Here is a 25,328-nt window from a genome sequence, read left to right on the forward strand (position 1 = left end):
AAAACGGAGACGGCATGAACGCGAAGGACACCTTAGGCACCACGCCACTGCGGGATGCAGAGACGAACGGACATGGCGACGAGCCCGCCTGGACCCGCGAAGAATTCGAAGCACAGTTGCGCGCGAAGGGCACCTCGTACCACATCCATCATCCGTTCAATGTGAAGATGAATAGCGGCTGCTGTTCGCGCGAACAGATTCGCGGCTGGGTCGCCAACCGCTTCTACTACCAGATCAATATTCCTCTGAAGGATGCGGCCGTACTGTCGAATTGTCCGGATCGCGAGACGCGCCGCCGCTGGGTGCTGCGTATTCTCGACCACGACGGTTATGGCGACGAGGAAGGCGGCATCGAAACATGGGCGCGCCTTGGCGACGCGGTCGGCCTGTCGCGTGACGACCTGTGGTCGCTGAAGCAGGTGACGCCAGGCGTGCGCTTCGCCGTCGACGCCTATGTGAATTTTGCGCGCCGCGCGCCGTGGCAGGAATCGGTCTGCTCGTCGCTCACCGAAATGTTCGCGCCGCAGGTTCACCGCGACCGGCTCGCGAGTTGGCCGGAACACTATCCGTGGATCGAGTCTTCAGGTCTGGCGTATTTCCGCTCGCGCATTTCGCTTGCGCAGCGCGACGTGCAGCACGGACTCGAAGTCACGCTCGATCATTTCACACGGCGCGAACAGCAGGAACGCGCGCTCGAGATCCTGCAATTCAAGCTCGACATCCTGTGGACCATGCTGGATTCGATCGAAAAGGCCTTCCCGCAATGAACGACCTGCCACGCGCCGGCGGCGCCATGCCAACCGCCGATCGTCCGACGATCAGCAAGCTGTTTCGTCTGCAATGGGAGCCCGCTCAGAGCGCTCACGTGCTGCTCTACCCCGAAGGCATGGTGAAGCTCAATCAGAGCGCGGCGGAAATCCTCAAACGTTGCGACGGCACGCGCGATATGCACACCCTGATCGCCGACCTGGAACAGGCGTTCAACACGACCGGGCTCGGTGCCGAAGTGCGTGCGTTCGTTGCCGACGCGCAATTGCGCGGCTGGCTGGAATAGCGCCATGACGGACCTTTCACAACCTGCCGCCGGTGCACAGACTCACGCGACACCAACCGGCGTGGCGCCGCCGCTCTGGCTGCTCGCGGAACTGACTTATCGCTGTCCGCTGCACTGCGCGTTCTGCTATAACCCGGTCGACTATACGGAGCACAACCGCGAACTCAGCACGGAACAGTGGATCGACGTGTTGCGTGAGGCCCGTTCACTCGGCGCCGCGCAACTGGGGTTTTCAGGTGGCGAGCCACTGGTGCGCGACGATCTCGAAGTGCTGGTCGGCGAGGCTCGCAAGCTCGGCTTTTACACGAATCTGATCACCTCCGGTGTCGGACTCACCGAACAGCGCCTCGGCGAACTGAAGGCGGCCGGCCTCGACCATATCCAGTTGTCGTTCCAGGATTCGACCCAGGAGCTGAACGACTTCCTGAGTAGCACCCGTACCTTCGACCTGAAGCAGCGCGTTGCCGCATCGATCAAACGGCACGGCTTTCCGATGGTGCTCAATTGCGTGTTGCATCGCTACAACCTGCCGCACGTCGACAAAATAATCGACATGGCGCTCGCGATGGGCGCCGAATATCTGGAGCTCGCGAACACGCAGTACTACGGCTGGGCGCATCAGAACGAAGCGCAGTTGATGCCCACACGCGAACAGCTCGACGAAGCCGAAGCGGTGGTCGAGCGTTACCGCCGCGCGCATGGTGAACGCTGCAAGATCTTCTTCGTCGTGCCGGACTATTTCGAACGACGCCCGAAGCGCTGCATGAACGGCTGGGGCGCGGTGTTTCTCGGCGTCGCCCCGGACGGCGCGGCGCTGCCCTGCCACGCCGCACGCAGTCTGCCCGGACTCGTGCTGCCGAACGTGAAAGAAACACCGCTGAGCGAGATCTGGTACGAGAGCGACGCGTTCAACCGCTTTCGCGGCCTCGCCTGGATGAAAGAGCCCTGCCGCAGTTGCGACGAGAAGGAACGCGACCTCGGCGGCTGCCGCTGCCAGGCCTATCTGCTCACAGGAGACGCGGCTAATGCCGACCCGGTCTGCGACAAGTCGCCGTCGCATGACACCGTGGTGAACGTGGTGAAAGTGGCACGGCGCGCGGCCGCCGCGATTGAACCGCGCGAGCAGCCGATCCTGTTTCGCAACGACGCCAACTCGCGCAAGCTTGGGTCCACTGCGACGATCGGCAAGACGGGCGACGGCACAGGAGGCTGACCACATGATAACGGGAGACATTTCCGTCTTGCTCGTCGACGATCACGCGGTAGTGCGCGAGGGTTACCGGCGCCTGCTCGAACTGAATTCCGACGTGCATGTGTGTGGCGAGGCCGCCGACGCCGCGCAGGCTTACCAGCGTTTTTGCGCGCTACGGCCGGACGTAGTGGTGATGGACGTCTCGTTACCCGGCGCGAGCGGCATCGAAGCGATGCGGCGCATGCTCGCGCGTGAGCCGGACGCGCGCGTGCTGATCTTCAGCGTGCATGAGGATGCGATTTTCGTGCGCCGCGCGCTCGACGCCGGCGCCCTCGGCTACGTGACCAAGGCCAGCGCGCCCGACGTGCTGGTGGAAGCTGTCCGCACCATCGCCCGGCGTGCGGGTTATCTGAGCCCGGATATCTCTCACGCGCTCGCGCTGCGCAACGCGTTCAGCGAAGGTCCGCCCGGACGGCAGTTGTCGGCGCGTGAGTTCGAAGTGCTACGTCTGCTTGTGCAGGGTTATACGCTGCCGAGCATCGCCGAGAAACTGGGACTCAGCCAGAAGACCGTGGCCAATCATCAGTCCGTGATCCGGCAGAAATTCGGCGCCGACAACGGCGTGCAGCTCGCGCAGATGGCGAACCGCCTTGGGCTTCAGTTCACGGGTTCGGCAAGCCCTGCGTGAGTGGGCACGCGTGCGCAGAACAGGAAACCGCCTTCGGGCTTGCTCGCCACGTGAAACTCGCCACCGAGCGCCTCGACGCGCTCGCGCATGCCGATCAGGCCAAGTCCGCCTCGCGGCTTCTCGAGATCGGCGCCGGGGCCGTCGTCGGCCATGGTGACGACAATTTCGTCGATGAGCTTGCCGTCCTGCCGGTCTTGTCGCTCTTGCGCCTCGCGCGGCGCGCGCACCATGAACACTTCCACGCGTGAGGTGCGGGCGAACTTCGAGACATTGGTCAGCCCTTCCTGCACGAGCCGGTAAAGCGTGATGGTCAGCGCATCGCTCAGACCGGCGAAATCCCCTTCGATCGTCAGCGAGAACGACGCATCCGGCAGCCGCTCGCGCCAGCCGTCGACGCAATGCTCGAGCGCGCTCGGCAAACCGAACTCGTCGAGGCCGATGGGCCGCAGGCGCCGGATCATGCCACCGATCTGCCGATAGACGTGACTCGCACTCTGGATGAGGCCGAGCGATATGCGATGAATCTCCGGCTCGCGTCCGCTGGACAAATCGCGGATGCGCGCGGCGTCGAGCGAGATCGCGTTCAGGTACTGGCCCAGTTCATCGTGCAGTTCGCGCGCCAGATGGCGGCGCTCGAGTTCCTGCACCTGCAGCGCCTGATTGTCGAGACGCCGGTTGTCGGCAAGCAGCCGTTCGGCCTGCTCCTCCAGCACGCAGCGGCGGCTCAGCTCGCGGCGCGTCTCGCGATAGCGGCGCCATGCAAACCAGGCGAGGCCGATGGAGAGCACGCACAGCGTACCGGGCAATTCGTCGAGCTGGAAGCGCTCGAGGCCCCGCGTCCAGCGATAGGCGTGCTCGCTGAAATCGAATGTCGCGCCTAGCACGGCAGCAAGCACCGTCAACGCGAGCACCCACGCAAGGTCGCGCCGCACCGTCGAATGCGGCGGAACGCGGCGCGCTGAAGAAGGGTTCGAGGGGTCGCTTGCCATCACGTTTGCATTCTACTCAAGCCGATCGCACACAGCGGTTTATTGCAGCGCGTTTGGGAACGCTTCCCCACGATATCGGGAAAAGCTCCCGGGTTTCGCGCGACGGCATATGCGAAGCTTTGCACACATCGAAAGAAAGCGCTACGCAAGCCTCAACGCGGCGGCGCTAACAAAGATAGCGTCGACCCGGCAGGAGACAAAACGATGAGCATGCCATCCCGCGCGCGCCGCACACCTCGCTTACCGGACTTACCTCGTTTCCGGCGGCGTGCCGGCCTCACCCTCTGCTTCGGCGGCGCCCTTGCGAGCCTGTCCGTCGCGGCATGGGCTCAGGCCGAAACGGCCGCGCCGGCAGTGGCGGCATCGTCCACCGCGCCCGCCGCCGCGAGCCCGGCTGCTGACGTGGTGAAGCTCGCGCCGATTGTCGTGGTCGGTACCACGCCGCTTCTCGGCATCGGCACGCCGCTGTCGCAAGTGCCCGCCAATGTGCAGACCGTTCACGCGCAAGACCTCGAACAGCAGCACCGCAGCACGCTCACCGACTACTTCGCAAAGAACCTGCCAAGCGTCGATATCGCGGATGCACAGGGCAATCCGTATCAGGTCAACATCAACTACCGCGGCTTCACCGCGTCGCCATTGCTCGGCACACCGCAGGGCCTCTCGGTATTCGTCGACGGCGTGCGCGTGAACGAACCGTTCGGCGACGTGGTGAACTGGGACCTGCTGCCGCAACAGGCGATCGACACGATCCAGCTGATCCCCGGTTCGAATCCGACCTATGGGCTCAACACGCTGGGCGGGGCCCTGTCGATCACGACGAAAAACGGCAAGACGAGCCCCGGCGGTGAGGCCGAGGTAACGGGGGGCTCCTGGGGCCGCAAGACCGCGCAGATCGAACAGGGCGGCACCATCGGCCAGAATCTCGATTACTACGTGACCGGCAGCGTGGCGAACGACGACGGCTGGGCGGAGCAGAATTCCAGCCGCGTGCGGCAAGCGTTCGACAAGCTGCGTTATACCGATGCCGATACTACGCTATCGTTCTCGGCAGGTGGCGCCGACAACGATCTGCATGGCACGCAGACCATTCCGCGGTCCTTCCTCGGCAATCCGAAGCAGCCCTATACGTACCCCGACCAGAATCTGAACAGCGCCGTCTACGCGACGCTGTCGGGCGATCACTACTTCAACGACCACGTCGAACTGAGCGGCAACCTGTATTACCGGCACTTCCGCAACGACAACGTCAGCAGCAACACCAATTCGAATTTCGGCACGGTGGACGAGAACGGCAACATCGATACAAGCGAAGCGACCAACGAAAAATCGGTCGTCTCGACCGACAGCTATGGCGCAAGCCTGCAACTCACGCTGCTCGGCAAACTCGGCGGGATGGAGAACCAGTTCGTCGCGGGCGTGTCCGCGGATATTGCCAACTCCCAGTACACCCAGTCTTCGCAGGACGCAGTCTTCACCGATTCACGCGCGACCGTCGGCATCGGCGATTTCGCGCAGCAGACCGCGGCTAAAACTCACAACGGCAACTACGGCATCTATATGGAAGATACCTTGTCGTTCACGAAGCAATGGACGCTGACGCTCGCCGGACGCTACAACTGGGCGGATGCCACGATCGGCGACTCGAGCGGCACGCAGCCGCAACTCGACGGCCACCATACGTTCTCCCGCTTCAATCCGGCGATTGGTATCAACTGGAATCCGACTTCCGCTTTCACGGCCTATGCGACCTACAACGAAGGCATGCGTTCGCCAACCGCCATCGAACTGGCCTGTGCCGATCCCGCCGCGCCCTGCTCGTTGCCGAACGACTTCGTGTCGGATCCGTCGCTCCAGCCGGTGATCTCGAAGACCTTCGAAATCGGCGCACGCGGACGGATAGGCCAGGCGACGACCTGGAGCGCCGCCGCTTACAGCACGACGCTCGACAACGATATCGAGTTCATCAGCACCAATGGCGCCACCAGCAATCAGGGCTTTTTCCAGAATGTCGGACGCACACGCCGGCAAGGCGTCGAACTGTCCGGACACAGCCAGTTCGGGCCGCTCGCCGCCACGGCCAGCTACAGCTACGTCGACGCGACCTACCGGTCGAGCTGGACCGAAAGCAGTCCGAGCAACTCGAGTGCGGATGGGAATGGCAACATCACGGTCAAGCCGGGCGATCATATTCCCAGCATTCCGGCGAACACCGTCAAGCTGCAACTCGACTACGCAGCCACCGCGAAGTGGAACATCGGCACGAACCTGACCTGGCGAGGCAGCGTCTATGCACAGGGTGACGAAAACAACCAGGATGCGAACGGCAAGATCGCAGGCTATCTGCTGATCGACCTGGACACCTCCTACCGGGTGACCAAGCAGTTGCAGGTCTTCGCGAGCATCACGAACCTGTTCGACAAGCGCTACGCGAGTTTCGGCGCGCTCGGTGAAAACTTCTTCAACGGCCCAAACCATACGTTCGACGGCGCCAACCCGACCAACGAACAGTTCGTCGGGCCGGGCGCGCCGCGTGGCTTCTGGGTCGGTTTGCACTACGCGTGGAAGTAGTGCGATAAGGGTGACGGGCGTGAGTCGATCGACGAGTGATCGACTCACGCGCAACGGACGATCAATGCGATTCGATCGAGCCGTCGCTATGCGGATAGGTGACGATGCCCCAGGCTAGCGGCAGTTCGCCGATCTGCTTGATCGGCTGATAGTTCTGCGCGTCGAGTACGTAGACCGCATCGGAGCGCCCGCAGGCCACCAGCAGCTTCGCGCCGTCCGGCGTGAAGCTGAAGTGCCAGCAACGCTGTCCGACGGGTACGTCGGCGACATGCTCGTAGCTGTGCCCGTCGAAAACCTGGACCATCTTGTCGCGCGCCGCGGCGACGAAGAGCCGCTTGCCATCCGGCCCGAACGCTACCCCGTACGGTCCGAGCTTCGTATCCACGGTCTTGACGACCTGGAACGTGCGCGCATCGATCACCACGAACTTGCTCAGCGATTCGAGCGTGACGATATAGTCCTTGCCGTCGGGCGACAAGCGGATGCCGCGTGGCCGGCCGCCTGCCGCGAGCTTCACGGTTCTGACCGGCGCGCCCGTGCGAGCGTGATAGACAGAGACCGTATCGTCGCCCTCATTCGTCACGAGCATCGTCTCGCCGTCGCGTGAAAATTCGATGCCTTCGGTTTCGTGGCCGCTCGTCACCGAACGAATCACACGCCATGTCTTCATATCGATAATCGCGATTTCCGCCGGCGGCTTGCTGGCGTCGTCGTCTTCGGCGCCCGGTTTGCCGTTGGGTGCACTATTGGCCGTGGGCGGTCCACCCTCTTCGCCGGGCTCGTAGGTCACGTACGCGTAGCCGTTGTGCACGCGCACATATTCGGGGTTCTTGCCGATCTTCACGCGCTGAACGACCTGACCCGAGGCCGTGTCGATCACCGCCATGTCGCCGGTATTCTTGTTGGCCACGAGAAGCCGTGTGCCATCCGCATTCAGACTCAGGCCGCGCGGACCGTCAGCGCCGACCGGAAACGTCTTTGCCAGCGTCATCTGATCCAGGTCGATCACGCCGACACCGGCCTTCTCGCTTGTCACGTAGGCCATTGGGGCTGCGGCGTTGGCCGTGTTCGCGGCGAGCGCGAGCGTGAACGCCGTGGCGGCGGCGGTGGTGACAGCGAAAGCGAGGGAACGTTTTGGGGTTCTGATACGAAACCGTGTCTCCAGCATTGTTGTACTCCGTAGTGAAATCGCTGCGCCGCGAAAACTCGCGTCATTCAAGCAAAGTAGTCCATCCGGGGATCGTTTGACAACGGACATCGGGCGGGAGATTTTCCCGAATTGATGCGGTGAGGCCAGCGGCAGTTCTAAAACGCTGTGCAGGGGTGGAAAATGAACGCGGAGGTGGCCAATGCGAGGCCTCGACCGTAATGCTGCAGCTTGCAATGGCGACGACTGGATATACCGCGATCGATGCGGCACGGCGCCGTCGGATCGTCGTGGCGCTGGGCACCGTGATCGCCGCTCATGCGGGGCTGCTCGTGTGGGCGTTAGCGGCGCGTGACAGGATGGCCGAGCGGACGGTCGAAGAACCGACCATCGTCGCGGCGTTGTTGACGGATGAGCCGGAGGCTGTTGCGCCTGCTGTGCCCGCTCCGGCCGCCGTGGTTGCAGCGCCGCAAACCGGGCATCCTCCGATACGGAGCAAACCCATGCCTCAGCCTCGGCTCAAGGAGCCGCGCAGTGCCGCAGCGCCTGCGCCGACTTTGCCAACCGCATCGCCGTCCAGAGACACTGCGCCTTCGCCGGGACCAGCAGCTCCGCCCATTGCCGCTGCGCCCTCGCCCGCAGCACCGGCAACGAATGCATCCGCTACCGAACTCACCATGCCTGCGTCGAGCACGCCAAAGAGCGTATCGCACGTCGACTGCGGTATCCCCAAACCGGACTATCCCGACGTATCGAAGCGTCGTAATGAAAGCGGCACCGCGATAGTTCGATTCGTAGTAGGCCTGAGCGGCCATATCGAAACCGCTCAGCTGCAAAAGAGCAGCGGCTATCCCCGGCTCGACGATGCCGCGCTCGCCGCCATCCACGCCGGCGTCTGCCAACCGTACAGGGAAAACGGCGAGGCGATACGTGCCGCCTATTCGCAATCGTTCGTCTTCGGATTGACCGACTAACCTGAGTCAAAGGAAACGACCATGCACCACTACGGCCTCGCGAATGTCTGGGAAAACGGGGATATCGTCACGCGTTGCATTCTGGGCACGCTGCTGATCATGTCGGTCCTGTCGTGGACGGTGATCCTCGTCAAGCTATGGACGATCATGCGGATCAAGCGCGTGACACACCAGGCCGAAGCGCAATTCTGGCGCTCGGATCGTTTCGAGGATGGACTCAGGAGCCTCGGCGCCCACGCGTCGGGGTCGGCTCAGCGCGACAATCCACTTCTGGCGCTCGCCCTGGCCGGCGAGGAAGCCGCGGCCCATCATCAGCAAACCCAGACGCATCTGCACGACCGCATTGACGTATCGGACTGGATCACGCGCCGCCTGCAGGACACGATGGACGACGCCATCGCACGCATGCAAAGCGGCCTGGCGGTGCTGGCGTCGATCGGTAGCACTGCGCCGTTTGTGGGGCTCTTCGGGACCGTCTGGGGCATTTACCACGCGCTGGTCCTGATTGGCGAGACCGGCCAGACGTCGATCGATCATGTCGCCGGACCGGTCGGCGAGTCGCTGATCATGACGGCCTTCGGCCTGTTCGTGGCAATACCCGCGGTGCTGGGATACAACGGCCTGACGCGCGCCAACAAGTCGATCGTGACCAGACTCAAGCGTTTCGCGCATGGACTGCATGCTTATTTCGTAACCGGATCGCAACTGCCGTCGAGTACCGGCCCTGACATGCGCATCGTGCCGCGCGGTGTTACCGGAACCAAAGGCGGACCAAATGACGGAGCCAATGACGGCACGAACGACGGAGCGCTCAAATGGCAATGACCCCGTTCTCCGACGACGAAAGCGGCCTGATGAACGAAATCAACATGACGCCGCTCGTCGACGTGATGCTGGTGCTGCTGATCATTTTTCTCGTCACCATTCCAGCGATGCAACACGCGGTGAAGATCGATCTCCCGCACGCGAGCAGCCAGCCTGACAACGTCAAACCCGCGCATCTGGATGTCGCCGTGCAGGCGGACGGCTCGATTCTGTGGGACGGCCGTTCTGTGGCCGATGACGTTTTGCGTGCAAGGATCGCCGAAGCCGCCCACGCGAAGCCTCAACCCGAATTGCATTTGCGCGCCGACCGCAAAGTGCCTTATGAGCGCGTCGCCGACGTGATGTCAGCCGCGCAGGCCGGTGGGCTGACGAAAATTGCTTTTGTGACTGATCCTCGGGCGAAGAAGTAACGCGGCGGTCCGGCGGACATGCAGCGCGAACACTTAAAGAATGACTTATCGGAATCCAAAGAATCTCTGAATTCAAATCGGTATCGCGCTCCGCTATCGTGGGCACATGAACCCAGCAGCGGACCGGACCATGCAAGCCCTGATCTTCGACGTCGACGGCACACTTGCCGATACTGAGACCGTCCATCTGCAGGCGTTCAATGCCGCCTTCGCCGAAGTGGGTCTCGACTGGTTCTGGGACGAGGCGCTCTACACACGTCTTCTCAAGGTGGCGGGCGGTAAGGAGCGCCTGTTGCATTACTGGCACGTTGCCGACCTGGACGAAGCGGACGGCGCGAGCGTGAACGACGTGATCGACGCCGTCCATGCGATCAAAACCCGTCATTACGCAGCGCGCGTGCGCGACGGCGGCTTGCCGTTTCGGCCGGGCATTGCGCGTCTGATCGCCGAGGCGGAAGCAGCCGCCATTCCCGTGGCAATCGCAACGACCACCACACCCGCGAACCTCGACGCGTTGCTGCAGACGCCGTTCGGACCCGCGTGGCGCACACGCTTTGCCGCGATTTGCGATGCCGGCACGAACCACGTGAAGAAGCCCTCACCTGACGTCTACCTCGACGTGCTTCGGCAGCTTGGTCTGAAAGGCGCGGACTGCATTGCCTTCGAAGACTCCGCAAATGGGCTGCGCGCGGCACGCGCAGCCGGCGTCCCCACCGTCGTTACGACGACCGCGTACACGTCGCAAGATAATTTTGACGGCGCGTTGGCAGTGCTGCCCCACCTGGGTGAGCCGCACGCGCCGGTCCCTTCTTCTGTGCCGGATGAACAACCCGGTTGGGTGGATCTCGCCACCTTGCGTCACTGGCATCGCCACGCGCTGACCGAGGTTGCCTGAGTATGAGTCAGAAGCCTTTCGTCATGGACGCGCGGACCAAGGCCGTGCTGGTCGATCTGGACGGCACGATGATCGACACCGCGCCGGACATCGTCGAGGCGGTCAGCCGTATGCTCGATGAGTTCGGTACGGCGCCGTTGCCATTTGCGACCGTCAGCGGCTTTATCGGCAAGGGCGTCCCTAACCTGGTCCGACGTTCGCTGGAGGCGGCCGGATTAGATCGGCAGGTCGACGCCGAGCATGCGCTGACGGTATTCCATCGCCATTATGCACAAACCAACGGACGCCTCGGCCGCGTTTTCCCCCACGTGGCCGCCGGTCTCGGCGAACTGCAGCGGCGCGGCTACCGGCTGGCCTGCGTCACCAACAAACCGAAGGCGCTGGCCGCGCCGCTCCTGCTCATGACCGGGCTCGCCAGCTATCTGGATGTGCTGGTCGCCGGGGACTCGATCGCCAGAATGAAGCCCGATCCCGCCCCCCTGTGGCACGCGTGCCGGCTACTCGACGTGGAACCTGAAAACAGTGTATTGGTCGGAGATTCGCCGGTCGACGTAACTGCCGCACGGGCGGCCGGTCTACCGGTGTTCATCGTGAGCTATGGCTATGCCGGGCCAGACGGCTCGGCGGCACTGGGATGCGATGGCCGGATCGATTCGCTCGCAGCCATGCCCGCGATTCTAGCGTCCCGGGGCGCGCGTATTGGACGACGTAATTGATGCGATGGCGAACATGGGTTTGCAAACAGTCGAAGCGCGCGCCAAGAGCGCATATCTGGAGTTCTCTGCCGGGCTTACGCGCCGGGAACCGGGCTCTCGCGTCGAGCCGCGTCCCGAGAGTCGCCGCTGCGGGCATCAAACCCCACGCAGCGGTCGCTCCCGTCATCTCTTACGCAGGCGTGGCCGACGCAGCCGCGCCTACCGCGTCGCATCCCTACCCGGTCAACCCCGAGGTCACGGCATGCACCCGGCCCCCAGACTCCACTGCGTTCGGTGCCGAACCCCTCGCAGGAGCTTCAATGCGATTGCTGTCAGCGCAACCGAAAGAATGAAAACGAATATACGTGGCCCAATCCTTCGGATAGCTGATCGAACACGTCTATAAATATCTCTGCCTCGTTCGTGCCGTCCGTGCCCAATGTCAGCACTATTGCGACTCCCTTTCCGGTCCAACATCTGAAATCGCCGTCCATGCAAATCATACTGCCGGGATCGCTTGTGAACACATGACAGGCATCGCTCGCTGTAAAGATCATCCCGACACCCATCATTGACTGATTACGTTCGCATCCCTGCCCACGACTTCTGCCGGAGTCGATATGCGTCAGCAGGTTCACTCATGAAGCGTTATACGCCGGAGTTCGTTAAACGCTGGGCAGCGCACCCCGGGAATTCCCCAGGAACCCAGAGCTTGATTTCCGTCGCCTTCCTCGCATAAGCTACTAACGCGCGTTAGTTCGGCATTACCGCCGAGCGGCCTCGCGCAAAGGCTGCGATCAGCCATTTTTTTCGCCTTACAGCTAACACGTGTTAGCCACGCACTCGGCCATCAACAGGATTCACCCGGAAACCGATGAAACGCGCCACCAGTCTCCAAGTCGCCAAGCTGGCAAACGTGTCACGCACGACCGTCTCGTTCGTGCTCAACAACCTGTCGGACATGGGCATCAGCGACGAGACCCGCGAGCGCGTCCTCGCCGCCGCGCGGCAGCTCGGTTACGTGCCGAACGCGATGGCGCGGTCGCTCGTCAGCGGCGCCACGCGAACAGTCGGGCTGTTGATGCCGCACGACGATCAGGTCCATGCGAACGTCGACGCCTACATCCCCTGCTTCCTGACCGGCGTCACGCTGACCTGCCAGGCGAGTGGCTACAAGGTGCTGTTCGAGCCGCTCAACAACGCGACGCCGCCGGGCACATTCCTGAATCTGGTGGACAGTGGCCGGATCGACGGACTCATCGTACTGAACCCGCGCGCCGCCGACCTCACGTATCTGAACGACGTCGCCGCGGCCGGTTTTCCGCTCATCGTCTTCGGATCGAATCTCACCGAACTCGACAGCGTCCACAGCATGGACGCCGACAACCGCGACGCCGCGCGCCGCGCCACCGAGCACCTGCTGGCGCTCGGACATCGTCGCATTGCGCACATCGGCTTCGCGTCGGACGACTACCCGATCGTCCGCGAGCGTCTGCTCGGCTTTCGCGACGCAATGGAAACAGCTGGAATCGACATCGATCCTGCGTGGATCGCGTACGGCAATTACAGCGCCGAAAGCGGCTGCGATGCGATGCATGCCATCCTCGCGCGCACGTCCGGTGTGACCGCGCTCTTCGCAGGCAACGACACGATCGCGTTCGGTGCGATGAACGCGCTGCGCGATGCCGGCCTGCGGATTCCGGACGACATGGCGATCGTCGGATACGACGACATTCCACTTGCGGCCTACGCCGCTCCGCCGCTAACGACGATGCGCACGGAACCCTTCACCGAAGGCGGTGACGCGGCCGCGATGCTGTTACGAATCATGGCTGGCGAACGGCCGGCGAAGGCACACGTGAAGGCCGACGTGCCATTGATCGTCAGGCGTTCTTGCGGCGCGCACCTGACCTGAAAGGATCCCGCCGCAGAGCGGAACAGCAACGCCGTACATCGTGGGCAGCAGCGTGCCCGACACGACATTCCCGGAGGAGACAAGACTCATGAACAGCAACGCGCATACCGGCTCACCGAAACGGCCTCTTCGGCTCCGAGCTTTCACCCCGCTGGTCATTTCCGCGTGCTTCGCCGGCGCGCCGTTCGCTACGGCAACGGCAGCCGCCGCGTCGCCGGTATTGCAGTTCGCCGACCCGGGCTTCGAACAGGCCGGCCCGGGGTACGCCTGCTCGTCGTGGTGGGTGGTCAGTTCGGGCGCGGGATGCGCATCCAACAACCCGCATTCGGGCACACATGCGGTGTTCCTCAATCAGGGCGACGGCTATTCCGTGTCGCAGTCCGTCCAGGCACCCGTGGGTGGTTCGTTCGACTTTTCCGCGTGGATCGCCGCATCGACCGGCGGCACCGGCGGCACGTTCTCGATCAGAAGCGGCAACGGCCCGGAGCAGAAGATCACGCTGCCGGCATCGGTCGCGACCAGCCAGTACATCAAGTACACGCTGCCGCGCATCGTCGTCGCGGCCGGCGACACCGTCACCATCACATTCGCTTCATCGAGCGGGCGCGCGTGGGTCAACGTCGACGACATCGAGGTCGTGCCTTCCGCGCCCAACGATCCGCAGATCAGTTCGTCGAATCCGACCGTCGTCGCGATGTTCAACTGGGCCAAGGTGAAGGCGAATTCGTGGGTACGCGAGACCGGCGCGACGGGCGTCGTGAACATGGACGAGAACAACCGGAGCGGGAGCGGCACCGGTGTCTACACGCCGACTTACTGGGCTGGCTATCCATTCCGTTCGTACTACTACTCGCGCGATTTTTCGCACCAGTTCCTCGGCGCCCATATGCTCGGACTGGACCTGCAGAACAAGACGATGCTCGAAGCGTTTGCCGCATCGGCCACGCAGAATCGCGGCTATTTCCCGCTGTGGGCGATCAACTTCGACGGGTCGACCGGCACCACCGACTATAAGAGCGACTCGAACTTCGTCCGCGAACTTCCCGCGCCGTTCGATCTCACGCAGCGCATCCACGACGGCTACCGATGGACCGGCGACACTGACTACGTCAACGATCCGGCGTTGACATCGTTCGTCGCGAACACGGTCAGCGCGTTCGTCGCGGACCACACCGGGCTGATTCCTGATGGCAGGGTCAATGGCCGGCAGATCACGCTCGCACAGGCGAGCGGCAACAACATATTCCAGGGCGTGGCGAGCTATAACGAAAGCGCCGGAGACGACCCGGTCGAAGCCGCGGATGCGGTCTCCACCCAGTACCAGGCGTATCTCGCGATGTCCGCGTTATCCGCCGCGAGACGCGACGTGGTGTCGGCGCGAACCTATGCGCAGAAGGCCGCCGATCTCTTCACGTACTACAACAGAACGTGGAGCGTGGACCCAGGCAGTTACGCCAATGTGATCCGCAGCTACAACCTGCAATCGGTCGGTTCCTCTGCGTGGGGCGCCGAAATGAGCTGGTTCGCGCCGATGAAGGGCATCATGGAAGCCGGCGGGCGCCGCGACCAGTACATGTCGTGGCTCAACGCCACCGCGCTCACGTCAACGCCCCCGAATCTCGAAGCCGTCACGTACCTGCCCGATGCGTTCTTCACCGTACACGACGGCACGACCGCATGGGCGTGGATGCAGTACGTCTACAACCGCATCAATGACCTGCACTCCGGTGGCTTCCTCAACGGGGATTATCCGGAGACGTCCTTCACACTCGTGAGCCAGGTGGTCCAGGGGCTGCTGGGCATCCAGCCCGACGCGGCCATCCATGACGTCACCACGGTATCGCAGTTGCCGTCGGATATCGGTTGGCTCCAGGTAGCGGGTATTCCGATCGGCGGCGGCACGATCACGCTGCGGCACGACGGCCGGACCCAGAGCACGCTGACTAACAGCAGCCCGGCGAATGCGGCGCCCTATATCTGGCATGCCGGCGTTCCCGGCGCCTACCTCTGCATGACGGTCCGCGGGCAACGCCGGGAAGGACGGATCGCGCAGCCTGAAGGCCCGCGCGGTCCCACCTTCACCTATGCGGACGTCACAGTGCAACCCGGACAGACAGTAGTGGTGCAGGCACCGTCGAATTGCCTCGTGCGTGCGGGCTCCGGCCAGGCGTCCGACACGTCCGCGCAGTCGCAATAAAACACCTTTGGGGAGCCACCATGGCAAGCATCACGCTCAAGGGCGTCAACAAATCCTACGGCCGCCACGCGGCCGTCATCCGCGACGTCGACCTGAACATCGCACCCGGCGAGTTCTGCGTATTCGTCGGCGAGTCGGGCTGCGGCAAGTCAACGCTGCTTCGCATGATCGCCGGGCTGGAAGAGATGACGGGCGGCGACCTGTTCATCGGCGGCACGCGAATGAACGACGTGCCGGCGGCAAAGCGTGGCGTAGCGATGGTGTTCCAGAGCTACGCGCTGTTTCCGCATATGACCGTCTATGAAAATCTCTCGTTCGGACTGACGCTGTCGAAGGTCGACAAGCATGTGATACGCGAGAAAGTGAATGCGACGGCGCGCGCGTTGCAGCTCGAGCCCCTGCTGGATCGCCTGCCTAAGGCGCTATCGGGTGGACAACGGCAACGGGTGGCGATTGGACGCGCGATTATCCGCGAGCCGGGCGTGTTCCTGTTCGACGAACCGCTGTCGAATCTCGACGCATCGCTGCGCCTGCAGACACGCCATGAAATCGCACGAATCCATCGTGACATCGACGGCGCATCGAGCATCTATGTGACGCACGACCAGGTCGAAGCAATGACGCTGGCCGACCGGATCGTGCTGCTCAATGCGGGGGCCGCCGTCGAAAAGGAAGGCAGCATCGCGCAATGCGGACCGCCGCTCGAGCTGTATCACCGGCCACGCAATCGCTTCGTCGCGGGCTTCATCGGCTCGCCGAAGATGAACTTCATACCTGCCCGGCTGGTGTCGGCAAGCGAACGGCTTGCACAGGTCCGGCTCGAAACCGGCGAAACGCTCACGGCCTGCGTCGATGCGCGGCGCTTGCAGCCGGGTGAAACGCTGACGCTCGGCATTCGCCCCGAAGACGCCGGCATGGGCACCGGCTGCCAGCATCTGATGCGTGACGTCCAGTGGCAGGAACGGCTGGGCGAAAGTACCTACGTCTATCTGCGCGACGGCCAGGCGCCCGCCCCCTGGACGATCAAGCTGCCCGGCAGCGCCAGTGCCTATACCGGGCAACGGCTGCCGATATCGATACCCGCCGCGTCCCTGCACGCGTTCGATGAGCACGGTGACGCGCTCACGCGCTGCACCGAAGACCTGCCGGTCCCGATCGCGCTGCCTGCGTGACAACCAACGCGTGACAACCAATACGTAGTACGCAACTGGAGGAGACACCATGAAAATCATCGACAAGACACGAATCGCTACCGTATCGCTGCTGCTTGCAGCAGCGATGTCCTGCGCGCACGCCGGAACGCTGGTCATCAATTCCAACGCATCCGACACCTCGGTGAAGGCCGCCTTCGACGCGGTCGTGAAGGGTTTCAGCGCCGAGAATCCGGATGTGGACGTGAAGCTCAATACGTTCGACAACGAGGGCTACAAGACCTCGATTCGCAATTTCCTCTCCGCTGAACCGCCCGACGTCGTGACGTGGTACGCAGGGCATCGGATGGCGCCGTTCGTCAATGCAGGACTGTTCGACGACGTGTCCGATATCTGGGCCAAAAACGGTCTGGACCAGACGCTCAAAAGTGCCGCGCCTGCGATGACGCTCAACGGGAAAAAATGGGGCATCCCCTACACCTACTACGCGTGGGGCATCTATTATCGGAAGGACCTCTTCGCGAAGCTGGGCATCCAGCCGCCGACCACGTGGAAGGAACTGCTCGATGCGTGCGCGAAGCTCAAGGCCAACGGCATCACCCCGATTGCGATCGGAACCAAGCAGACGTGGACGACCGCGAGCTGGTTCGACTATCTGGATCTGCGGGTCAACGGATACGCATTCCATATGGACCTGACGAGCGGCAAGGTGCCGTACACCGACAAGCGGGTTGAGGCGGTGTTCGACCGCTGGGACGAGTTGACGAAGCCCGGCTACTTCCTCGCCAATCACGCTTCGTACACGTGGGAAGAAGCGGTGCCGGCGCTGGTGAAGGGCGAAGCGGCGATGTACCTGATGGGCACCTTCGCGGTCGCGCCGATGAAGCAGGCCGGTCTCGACGAAAACAAGCTCGGCTTCATGCCCTTTCCCGCCATCACGCCGAACCTGCCGCGCGCTGAGGAAGCACCGATCGAAACGGTCCATATCCCGGCCAAAGCGAAGAACAAGGTCGACGCGAGACGCTTCCTGACCTACATGTCACGTGCCGACGTGCAGGCGAAATTCGGTGCGATGACCGAAGAGCTGCCGGTCAACCGGAACGCCCCGCCGCCTACTGACCCGTATCTGAAAGCAGGCGCGGCGATGCTGTCCGACGCGGCCGGACTGTCGCAGTTCTACGACCGCGATGCACAAGCCGAGATGGCCAAGGCCGGGATGGACGGATTCCAGCGATACATGCTGCAGCCCGATTCACGGGAAGCGGTGCTGACCCGTCTCGAACAGGTGCGCCAGCGAGTCTACAAATGATCGACCGGCATTCTCGCACGGGTGAGTACGCTCATCCTCATCCGCCCCCTCACCCGCGCCTGCCCGCTTCGCAACAGGACGCGCCACGCGCGTCCCGGTTCAGTCTTGCGTCGATCTGGGAGCGCCATCAGCGTTCGCTGGCGCCGTGGCTATTTCTCGCGCCGGCACTGATCGCGTTCACGATTTATGTGGTCGTGCCGATCGTCCAGTCACTGGCGCTCAGTCTCTACGACTGGGACGGCCTGGGTAAAGCGAGCTTTATCGGCTTCGCCAACTACGTCGAGCTCTTTCACGATCCCGATTTCTGGGCAGCGCTGAGGAACAACCTGATCTGGCTGGTCGGCTTCATGCTGGCGATCCCCGCCGGGTTGTTCATGGCGCTGTTTCTCAACCAGCACGTATTCGGCATTCGCCTCATCAAATCGCTGTTCTTCTTTCCGTTCGTGATTTCGCAGGCGGTCATCGGGCTCGTCTTCAGCTGGTTCTACGACCCGACCAACGGCCTGCTCGCTCACCTCCTGCACGGACTCGGCTTGCACGGCATTGCGGTGCTCTCCGATGGCCGGTACGCGACCTACGGGATCGTCATCGCGGGTCTTTATCCGCAGATCGCCTATTGCATGATTCTCTATCTGACCGGCCTCAACAACGTACGCGCCGACCTGATCGAAGCCGCCCGCCTCGAAGGCGCCAAAGGATGGTCGATGCTCACGCGGGTCGTCCTGCCGCAACTGCGCTCGGCAACCTTCATCGCGGTCGTCGTGACGGTGGTTGGCGCGCTGCGCAGCTTCGACATGATCTCGATCATGACACAAGGCGGCCCGTACGGATCGTCCCGCGTACTGGCGTACTACATGTACGAGCAGGCGCTCAGCGAGTATGGCTTCCGGATGGGCTACGGTTCGGCGATTGCCGCCGTGCTGTTCCTGATCATGCTGGTGTATATCGTCTTCGTGCTGGTGCGTATCTACCGGCAGGAAAAGGAGCACGTCTGATGTTCCCGACACCGATCGCACAAGCCAGCAAACCCGTCCAATGGCTGTACCGGACTGCATTGCCGCTGTCGCTCGTCATCTGGCTATTGCCGCTGATCGCCATTGCGCTCACCTCGCTTCGCGGTCCGGCGGACATCCTCTCGGGCAACTACTGGGGCATGCCCACCCAGTGGCAGGTTGTCTCGAACTACGTCTCTATTTTTCAGGGCACGCCGCTCGCCCGCTACATCGTCAACAGCTTCCTGATCACCGTTCCGGCCGTGGCCGGCGCGGTCGTGCTGAGCTGTCTGTCCGGTTTCGCGCTGGGCGTCTACCGGTTCCGCCTGAATCTGCCGGTGTTCTTCCTGTTCGTCGGCGGTAATTTCGTGCCGTTCCAGATCCTGATGGTGCCTGTCCGCACGCTGAGCCTGCGGCTCGGCGTGTACGACTCAGTGCTCGGACTGGTGCTGTTTCACACCGCGTTTCAAAGCGGTTTTTGCACGTTCTTCATGCGCAACTTCATTCTGGATCTGCCGCGTGAACTGATCGACGCGGCACGCATGGACGGCGCCACCGAGTTCCAGATCTTCCGCAAGGTGGTCCTGCCGCTGGTACGGCCCGCCGTCGCGGCCGTGTCGATCCTGATCTTCACGTTCGTCTGGAACGACTACTTCTGGGCCACGGTGCTGATCCAGGGCGATCACGCGATGCCGGTCACGGCCGGGTTGAAAGCCCTCAACGGGCAATGGGTTGCGCAATGGCATCTCGTCGCGGCCGGCTCGCTCGTTGCCGCGCTGCCGCCGGTTCTCATTTTCTTCCTCAAACAAAAGGACTTCATCGCCGGTTTGACGATGGGCGCCACCAAAGGATAAACGCATGCACGCGACACGCTTCATTCACCTGACGGGCCACGCCGTCAGCCTCGTACTTGAATCGAACGCGGACGGGCCGCCTGTGTGGCGGCACTTCGGCGCGAAAACCAGCAACCTTGACGATGTGTGGGCCGCCGCCGCGGCACGGCCGCTACCTCCCGCGGTACTCGACAACGACCCGCCACTGACGCTGCTGCCCACCCATGGTTTCGGCTGGTTCAACCAGTCGGCGCTGGTTGGAAGCCGGCCGGACAATGGCGGCGACCTGGACTGGGCGCATGACTTTCGCCAGGACGATATGCACTGGGACGAACACGCGCTGCGGGTCACGTTGAGCGACCCGATCGCCGGGCTCGGCCTGACGCTGAGCTATGCACTCGACCCCGACTCCGATGTTGTCAGCACGTGGGCCGAAATCGAGAACCGGGGCGACACGCCGTTCCGGCTCGACTGGCTGGCGGCCGGCTGCGTGCCGCTCACGCCCGAGATGGATCATGTACTAGGTTTTAGCGGGCGATGGACGTTGGAGTTTCAGGAGCACCGGGAAAAACTCGGCATCGCCGCATGGCGTCGCGACAATCGCCGCGGCCGCACCTCGCACGATTCGTTTCCTGGCGTGATCGCCGGCCGCACGCTCGCCGACGATGACGGCGCCGTTCTCGCCGCGCATCTGGGCTGGAGCGGCAACCATACGATCGTGATCGAGCCGCTAACCGACGGGCGCCGCCAACTTCAGATCGGCGAATGGCTCGCGCCAGGCGAAGTCGTGCTCCAAAAGGGAGAATGTTACCGGACGCCGACCGCCTATCTGTCGTTCAGCACGCAAGGCCTTAACGGCTTGAGTGCGAATTTCCATCGGTTTGTCAGACAGCGCGTGCTTACGTGGCCGGGCGGCCGGATGACGCCTCGCCCGGTCCATCTGAACACATGGGAAGCGGTGTACTGTCATCACGAGCTTGACGACCTGAAGTCGCTTGCCACGGCGGCCGCCGATGTCGGCGTGGAGCGCTTCGTCCTCGATGACGGATGGTTTCATCGACGCGACAACGATCGGGCTGCGCTCGGCGACTGGTGGCCCGATGCACGCAAGTATCCGCAAGGGCTCGGGCCGCTCGTCGAACACGTGCGCCATCTCGGCATGCAGTTCGGCCTGTGGGTCGAACCGGAGATGGTCAACCCGGATAGCGACCTGTATCGCGCGCATCCCGACTGGGCGATGCACCTCGACGGCCGTCCGCTCGTCACCGGCCGCCATCAACTCGTGCTGGATCTCGCCAATCAACAGGTCGAGGACTACCTGTTCGAGGCGCTCAGCGCGCTGTTGCACGCGCATCCGATCGCGTATCTGAAGTGGGACATGAACCGCGACCTCGCTTCGGCCGGGCATCGCGGACGGGCCGCGTATCGCCGTCAGGTGCAGGCGTGTTATCGGCTGCTGTCGCGTCTACGCTCGAGTTGCCCTACGGTTGAGATCGAGAGCTGCGCATCGGGCGGCGGCCGCGCCGATTACGGTACGCTGGCTCACATGCATCGGGTATGGACCAGCGACTGCAACGACGCGCTGACACGCATCGGCATGCAGCGCGGATTCATGCGTTTTTTCCCCCCAGAGGTCATGGGTGCGCACATCGGCCCTGCGATATCTCATACCACCGGGCGTCGCCACGAGATGGCATTCCGTGCGGCGGTGGCGCTGTTCGGTCACCTCGGCGTGGAAATGGACGTACGGCTGCTCGACGCGAACGAACGCGCTGAACTCGTCCGCTGGATCACGCTTTTCAAGGCGTGGCGCGACGTCGCGCACAGCGGCACGATTTACCAGGGGACAGTCGAACCGTCACTGGCCTGGCTGCAGGTCGTCGCGCCCGATCTCGGCGCTTCGCTGATCGCGGTCTATCGCCTTGTCGAAGACGCGAACCGCTACGCCGCGCCGGTCCCCGTGAAGGGATTGGATCCGGCCCGCCGTTACCGCGTGGAGATACTGCATATGCCGGTCGCGCCGCATTTCACAAAACCATCGGGGCTGCTCGCGTCGCTGGCAGATGGCGGCGTCGTGCTGTCCGGTGCGACATTGGGCGACTTCGGCTTGCCGTTGCCGCCGATGCCACCCGAATCGGCGCTCGTGATCCGCTGCAATGCGGTGGACGATTGAGGGCGCGGCGAAGCGAGTGAGGTCTACGCGTCATTCATTAGAATGCGCGTCGCATCTGCAAAAGCCCACTCTCTTCATCGGCCTTTCCCAGCCGCCGCCGACGCCCAGCCTCTCTGCATCGCCTCCACCAACTGCTTCCACAAAAATTCCGCAGCAGGCGACAGGCGCCGGCCAACCCGGCGTATCACCTGGCTGCTGAAGTCGCGTGCAATCGGATGATCGATTTCGAGCGCAACGAGTTTTCCCGCGTCGAGATATTGCCGCGCGGCATCTGGCGCGCACACGCCGCTTTGACGGCACCGTCCATCTCGTCTTCCAGCCCGCCGAGGAAATCGGCACGGACAGCGGCGCGCAACGCATGATCGCCGACGGTCTGTTCGAGCGCTTCCCTTGCGAGGCCATCTTCGGCCTGCACAACCATCCCGGCGCACCGGCGGGCACGTTCATGTTCCGCAGCGGCCCGTTCATGGCCGCATGCGATACCGTCGACATCACGATTCACGGCCGCGGCGGTCACGCCGCACGCCCCCATCTCACCACCGATCCACTCGTGATCGGCGCAGGACTCGTGACGGCGCTACAGACAGTCGTGTCGCGCAACGTCGATCCGATGCAACCCGCCGTGGTCACGATCGGAGCGTTCAATGCCGGGCACGCGGCCAATGTGATTCCCGAATCGGCGCGCCTTCAGTTGAGCGTGCGCTCGTTCGACCCCGATGTACGCAAGCTGCTCGAAACACGCATCCGCGCGCTGACAAATGCGCTTGCGCAAGCGCACGGCGCCAGCGTCGAGATCAACTATATGCCGGGCCACCCGGTGCTCGTCAATAGCGCGAAAGAGACTGAATTCGCCTTGCAGGTCGCGCGTGAACTGGTGGGCGACGAACGCGTGGTGGATGGCTTTGGCCCGATTGCAGGCAGCGAGGACTTCGCCCTTTACCTGCTGGAGAAGCCGGGCTGCTTCCTGCGGGTGGGCAATGGCACGGACACGCCCATGCTGCACAACGCGAAGTACGACTTCAACGACGACAACCTGACCGTCGGCGCCGCATTCTGGACGCGGCTGGTCGAGCGATTTCTTGCGTCGAACGTCTAGGCGCGCCTCAGAACGCGCAGACGGAATCATCATAAATACGCCTACGGTGAGGACCTGAACCATGTCAACGCAGCCTCTTACGTCGTCCGGCACGACCGCGATTTCGCAGACCCGCATTGTCATGGCGGCCGTCATTGGCAATCTGCTCGAGTTCTTCGATTTCACGGTCTACAGCTTTTTCGCGCTGACCATCGCCAGGCTTTTCTTTCCGTCGCACGATCCTGTCGTGTCGACACTGCTGGCGTTGTCGGCGTTCGCGATCGGTTTCGTGGCGAGACCCGTCGGTGGCTTCGTGCTCGGCCATTACGCGGACAGGCACGGGCGCCGGGCTGCGCTCACGCTGACGATCTTCCTGATGGCCGCCGGCTCCGCGATGATCGGTCTCATGCCGACCTACGAAACGATCGGCATCGCCGCGCCTGCGTTGATCGTGATAGCGCGCCTCGTGCAGGGTTTTGCGCAAGGCGGCGAGTTTGGCGCGGCCACCGCAACGCTGCTGGAAACCGGCTCCGCAAAAGGGCGTGGCTTTCGTGCAAGCTGGCAACTGGCGAGCCAGGGTGCGGCCGCGTTGCTCGGCTCGGGTTTGGCTGCGCTGCTCGCCTATCAACTGAGCGCAGCGGAACTGCTCGATTGGGGATGGCGCGTTCCGTTCCTGGCCGGCACGCTGATCATGCCCGTAGGTGTGTATCTGCGCCGGCATATCGTGGACGATGAGCCCACCAGAACGGAGCGCTCACGGTTCGAACTGGTCCTCGTGCGCAAATGGTTTTTGACCGTCTTCGCGATCATGGGCATGACGGTTGCGACCTACGTTTTGATGTACTACATCCCGACCTACTCGATTCAGTATCTGAAGCTGCCGCCCAAGCTGTCGATGCTGGTCTCGATCGGCGCCGCATGTGTCTCGCTGACCATGTGCCCGATCTGGGGTGCGCTGTCGGACCGCATGGGCCGTAGAAAGCCGCTGACCGTCGTCGGACGCGTGGCGCTGATCGCGCTGCTGTATCCCGCGTTCTGGCTGATGAACCAGTTTCCAACGCTGCCCGTCGTCACCGGCCTGATCGTCCTTTTGATGTTCTTCTACACGATGGGTTCGGCGCCTGCGTATGCGCTCATGCCGGAGAACTTTCCGAAGCATGTGCGCGCAGGCTATCTGGCAAGCGCGTATGCCGTGGCGGTGTCGGTGTTCGGCGGCACGGCGCAACTCGTCGTCGCGTGGCTCATCAAGGTGACGGGCAATACGATGGCGCCGGCATGGTACATGATCGCGTGCGTTGTCATTTCGCTCGGTGCCGTGATGATGCTCGAAGAAACCGGCGGACGCGATCTGGCCTGATTGTGTCGGGGAGTTCGGCCCTGAAAACCAGGGCGAGGCTCACGTCCCGGCGTTGACGAGCGCCTTCGGCACCGCGTGTTGCTGCAAGCCCCATTTCGCCAGGATCTTCTGGTAGGTGCCGTCAGCGATCAACTGGTTGAACGCGGTGGTCAACGCCGTGTTGAGCGCCGCGTTGTCTTTCGACATACCGAGCGCGGTGTACTGCGACAGGAATGGCTGGCCGATCGGCGCGTACGCGTTCTGTTCAACCGAGTTCTGGTACGGCAAGGTTTCGCCGCCCTGCACCGCCGCATCGATCCGGCTCTGGCGCAACTGCATGCGCGCGTCCGACGAGCCATCCGTACCGATTACCTTGACGGGAGGCTTACCTGCCTTCACGCAATGCTCATCGCTCCACTTCGCGATATCGTTCACAAACGACGTGCGGCGGCTCGTTCCGACAGTCTTTCCGCACACCGCATCCATCGTCGCGAACTCTCCCGCCCGCGCCTTCACCGTGTAGAACTGCGGGCCGGTCGTGATGTAGTCAAGGAAGTTCACCGCCCCGCGGCGCTCGGGCAGATCGGTCATGCCCGACAGGATCACGTCGACGCGCTTCGTCGTCAGCGCGCTCATCATCTGGTCGAAGCTGGTTTCCTGCCATTCGAGCTTGACGCCGAGCTTCGCGGCGAGGGCTTCGCCAAGATCGACGTCGAAACCCATCAGCTTGTCGGTGGCCGGGTCCTTGTACTCGAACGGCGGATAGTTCGGCACGATCGCCGCGACGAGCGTGCTCTTGCCAATTGACGGAGCAGTAGTTTGCGCATGAAGCAGCGGCGCATGCAGCGCAACGACGCCAACTACCAGGGTGAACCATTCACGCAAACGAAGGGACGCGTTCATAGAA

21 protein-coding genes and 1 pseudogene are annotated in these 25,328 nt (G+C 63.0%); 19 read left to right on the forward strand and 3 right to left on the reverse strand.

The window, feature by feature from the left end:
* Positions 1–14: 14 nt before the first annotated feature.
* The 4 genes from pqqC to PQR40_RS15320 are packed head-to-tail and all read left to right on the forward strand — an operon-like array spanning position 15 to position 2,934.
* Complete coding sequence (gene pqqC / locus PQR40_RS15305) at positions 15–767, forward strand: pyrroloquinoline-quinone synthase PqqC (RefSeq protein ID WP_408230661.1); 753 nt, start codon at positions 15–17, stop codon at positions 765–767.
* Positions 764–1,054 carry a pyrroloquinoline quinone biosynthesis peptide chaperone PqqD gene (pqqD, locus tag PQR40_RS15310; protein ID WP_408389361.1) on the forward strand — a complete coding sequence of 97 codons (291 nt, stop codon included), beginning with the start codon at positions 764–766 and terminating at the stop codon, positions 1,052–1,054. The genes pqqC and pqqD overlap by 4 nt, the downstream gene beginning before the upstream one ends.
* 4 nt (positions 1,055–1,058) lie before the next feature.
* Positions 1,059–2,267, forward strand: coding sequence for a pyrroloquinoline quinone biosynthesis protein PqqE (gene pqqE / locus PQR40_RS15315; protein ID WP_408509305.1), 1,209 nt, complete (start codon positions 1,059–1,061; stop codon positions 2,265–2,267).
* A gap of 4 nt (positions 2,268–2,271) precedes the next feature.
* Positions 2,272–2,934 carry a response regulator gene (locus PQR40_RS15320; protein WP_408230652.1) on the forward strand — a complete coding sequence of 221 codons (663 nt, stop codon included), beginning with the start codon at positions 2,272–2,274 and terminating at the stop codon, positions 2,932–2,934.
* Here the strand turns inward: PQR40_RS15320 and PQR40_RS15325 are convergent.
* Positions 2,904–3,923, reverse strand: a complete 1,020-nt coding sequence (locus PQR40_RS15325) for a histidine kinase (RefSeq protein ID WP_408338125.1) — start codon at positions 3,921–3,923, stop codon at positions 2,904–2,906. The two genes, PQR40_RS15320 and PQR40_RS15325, sit on opposite strands and share 31 nt — an antisense overlap.
* 204 nt (positions 3,924–4,127) lie before the next feature.
* Here PQR40_RS15325 and PQR40_RS15330 point away from each other — a divergent pair, with 204 nt between their 5' ends.
* Positions 4,128–6,494 (forward strand): TonB-dependent receptor, encoded by a 2,367-nt coding sequence (locus tag PQR40_RS15330; protein ID WP_408509306.1) that lies wholly within the window; start codon positions 4,128–4,130, stop codon positions 6,492–6,494.
* A 61-nt stretch (positions 6,495–6,555) separates the two neighbouring features.
* On the opposite strand, the gene PQR40_RS15335 is transcribed toward PQR40_RS15330, so the two are convergent.
* Positions 6,556–7,662: a YVTN family beta-propeller repeat protein gene (locus tag PQR40_RS15335; RefSeq protein WP_408338122.1), complete on the reverse strand. Its 1,107-nt coding sequence runs from the start codon at positions 7,660–7,662 to the stop codon at positions 6,556–6,558.
* 215 nt (positions 7,663–7,877) lie between these two features.
* On the opposite strand from PQR40_RS15335, the gene PQR40_RS15340 reads away from it, so the two are divergent.
* The 14 genes and pseudogenes from PQR40_RS15340 (at position 7,878) to PQR40_RS15405 (ending at position 24,442) form a co-directional block, all read left to right on the forward strand.
* Positions 7,878–8,615 carry an energy transducer TonB gene (locus PQR40_RS15340; protein ID WP_408509307.1) on the forward strand — a complete coding sequence of 246 codons (738 nt, stop codon included), beginning with the start codon at positions 7,878–7,880 and terminating at the stop codon, positions 8,613–8,615.
* 21 nt (positions 8,616–8,636) lie between these two features.
* Positions 8,637–9,440 carry a MotA/TolQ/ExbB proton channel family protein gene (locus PQR40_RS15345; RefSeq protein ID WP_408338118.1) on the forward strand — a complete coding sequence of 268 codons (804 nt, stop codon included), beginning with the start codon at positions 8,637–8,639 and terminating at the stop codon, positions 9,438–9,440.
* Positions 9,431–9,850 (forward strand): ExbD/TolR family protein, encoded by a 420-nt coding sequence (locus tag PQR40_RS15350; RefSeq protein WP_408230634.1) that lies wholly within the window; start codon positions 9,431–9,433, stop codon positions 9,848–9,850. The genes PQR40_RS15345 and PQR40_RS15350 overlap by 10 nt, the downstream gene beginning before the upstream one ends.
* Before the next feature lie 130 nt (positions 9,851–9,980).
* Entirely contained in the window at positions 9,981–10,745 is a 765-nt protein-coding gene (locus tag PQR40_RS15355) for an HAD-IA family hydrolase (protein ID WP_408230631.1), read from the forward strand.
* A gap of 23 nt (positions 10,746–10,768) precedes the next feature.
* Positions 10,769–11,461: a phosphoglycolate phosphatase gene (gene gph, locus PQR40_RS15360; protein ID WP_408230628.1), complete on the forward strand. Its 693-nt coding sequence runs from the start codon at positions 10,769–10,771 to the stop codon at positions 11,459–11,461.
* 853 nt (positions 11,462–12,314) lie between these two features.
* Positions 12,315–13,355 (forward strand): LacI family DNA-binding transcriptional regulator, encoded by a 1,041-nt coding sequence (locus PQR40_RS15365; RefSeq protein ID WP_408230625.1) that lies wholly within the window; start codon positions 12,315–12,317, stop codon positions 13,353–13,355.
* An 88-nt stretch (positions 13,356–13,443) separates the two neighbouring features.
* On the forward strand, positions 13,444–15,552 hold the full coding sequence (locus PQR40_RS15370) for a hypothetical protein (protein ID WP_408509308.1): 2,109 nt from the start codon (positions 13,444–13,446) through the stop codon (positions 15,550–15,552).
* Positions 15,553–15,572: 20 nt separating this feature from the next.
* The gene (locus PQR40_RS15375; RefSeq protein WP_408509309.1) at positions 15,573–16,724 is read left to right on the forward strand and encodes an ABC transporter ATP-binding protein; all 1,152 of its coding nucleotides are present in this window, start codon (positions 15,573–15,575) and stop codon (positions 16,722–16,724) included.
* A gap of 106 nt (positions 16,725–16,830) precedes the next feature.
* Positions 16,831–18,012: an ABC transporter substrate-binding protein gene (locus tag PQR40_RS15380; protein WP_408230793.1), complete on the forward strand. Its 1,182-nt coding sequence runs from the start codon at positions 16,831–16,833 to the stop codon at positions 18,010–18,012.
* Positions 18,009–19,007, forward strand: a complete 999-nt coding sequence (locus PQR40_RS15385; protein WP_408230616.1) for a carbohydrate ABC transporter permease — start codon at positions 18,009–18,011, stop codon at positions 19,005–19,007. The genes PQR40_RS15380 and PQR40_RS15385 overlap by 4 nt, the downstream gene beginning before the upstream one ends.
* A complete protein-coding gene (locus PQR40_RS15390) occupies positions 19,007–19,858 on the forward strand; it encodes a carbohydrate ABC transporter permease (RefSeq protein ID WP_408230613.1) in 852 nt (283 codons plus the stop codon). The genes PQR40_RS15385 and PQR40_RS15390 overlap by 1 nt, the downstream gene beginning before the upstream one ends.
* A 4-nt stretch (positions 19,859–19,862) precedes the next feature.
* A complete protein-coding gene (locus tag PQR40_RS15395) occupies positions 19,863–22,010 on the forward strand; it encodes an alpha-galactosidase (RefSeq protein ID WP_408509310.1) in 2,148 nt (715 codons plus the stop codon).
* A gap of 259 nt (positions 22,011–22,269) precedes the next feature.
* Positions 22,270–23,106, forward strand: a pseudogene (locus tag PQR40_RS15400) (amidohydrolase); the annotation flags it as partial.
* 61 nt (positions 23,107–23,167) lie between these two features.
* Positions 23,168–24,442, forward strand: a complete 1,275-nt coding sequence (locus PQR40_RS15405) for an MFS transporter (protein ID WP_408509311.1) — start codon at positions 23,168–23,170, stop codon at positions 24,440–24,442.
* 39 nt (positions 24,443–24,481) lie between these two features.
* On the opposite strand, the gene PQR40_RS15410 is transcribed toward PQR40_RS15405, so the two are convergent.
* Positions 24,482–25,324, reverse strand: coding sequence for an ABC transporter substrate-binding protein (locus PQR40_RS15410; protein WP_408338102.1), 843 nt, complete (start codon positions 25,322–25,324; stop codon positions 24,482–24,484).
* Positions 25,325–25,328: the final 4 nt, after the last annotated feature.

Origin of the sequence: Paraburkholderia sediminicola (assembly GCF_046026855.1) — a bacterium.
GTDB lineage: Bacteria > Pseudomonadota > Gammaproteobacteria > Burkholderiales > Burkholderiaceae > Paraburkholderia > Paraburkholderia sediminicola_A.